This window comes from Xanthobacter autotrophicus (assembly GCF_029991245.1).
Lineage (GTDB): Bacteria > Pseudomonadota > Alphaproteobacteria > Rhizobiales > Xanthobacteraceae > Xanthobacter > Xanthobacter autotrophicus_C.
This window is the reverse complement of sequence record NZ_JAIVFO010000311.1, coordinates 1-909: the sequence shown is the minus strand read 5'-3', so window position 1 is coordinate 909 and position 909 is coordinate 1. Positions and strand designations below refer to the sequence as shown.

General features: G+C 63.3%; 1 protein-coding gene. It reads left to right on the top strand.

The window, feature by feature from the left end:
- Window positions 1–19 precede the first annotated feature (19 nt).
- The gene (gene nifH, locus K9U41_RS22950) at window positions 20–901 is read left to right on the top strand and encodes a nitrogenase iron protein (RefSeq protein ID WP_138400501.1); all 882 of its coding nucleotides are present in this window, start codon (window positions 20–22) and stop codon (window positions 899–901) included.
- Window positions 902–909 lie beyond the last annotated feature (8 nt).

The following is a 909-nucleotide window of genomic DNA, read 5'->3' as shown; positions in this document are numbered from 1 at the left end:
AGGTTCGAAGGAGAGACAGATGTCTTCGCTGCGACAGATCGCGTTTTACGGGAAGGGTGGCATCGGCAAGTCCACCACGTCCCAGAATACCCTGGCTGCGCTCGCGCAGATGGGTCACAAGATCCTCATCGTGGGTTGCGACCCCAAGGCCGACTCGACCCGCCTGATCCTGCACGCCAAGGCCCAGGACACCATCCTGTCGCTTGCGGCGAACGCCGGCTCGGTGGAAGACCTCGAGCTCGAGGACGTGATGAAGATCGGCTACCAGGACATCCGCTGCGTGGAGTCCGGTGGTCCTGAGCCGGGCGTGGGCTGCGCCGGCCGCGGCGTGATCACCTCGATCAACTTCCTGGAAGAGAACGGCGCCTACGAGGACATCGACTACGTGTCCTACGACGTGCTCGGCGACGTGGTGTGCGGCGGCTTCGCCATGCCCATCCGCGAGAACAAGGCCCAGGAGATCTACATCGTCATGTCCGGCGAGATGATGGCCATGTATGCGGCCAACAACATCTCCAAGGGCATTCTGAAGTATGCTAACTCGGGCGGCGTGCGCCTGGGCGGGCTGGTGTGCAACGAGCGCCAGACCGACAAGGAGCTGGAGCTTGCGGAGAACCTGGCGAAGAAGCTCGGCACCGAGCTGATCTACTTCGTTCCGCGCGACAACATCGTGCAGCACGCCGAGCTGCGCCGCATGACCGTGATCGAGTATGCGCCCGATTCGGTTCAGGCCCAGCACTACCGGAACCTGGCGGAGAAGGTTCACGCCAACAAGGGCAACGGCATCATCCCGACCCCCATCACCATGGACGAGCTCGAGGACATGCTGATGGAGCACGGCATCATGAAGGCCGTGGACGAGAGCCAGGTCGGCAAGACCGCCGCCGAGCTCACCGCCTGAGGCTGACG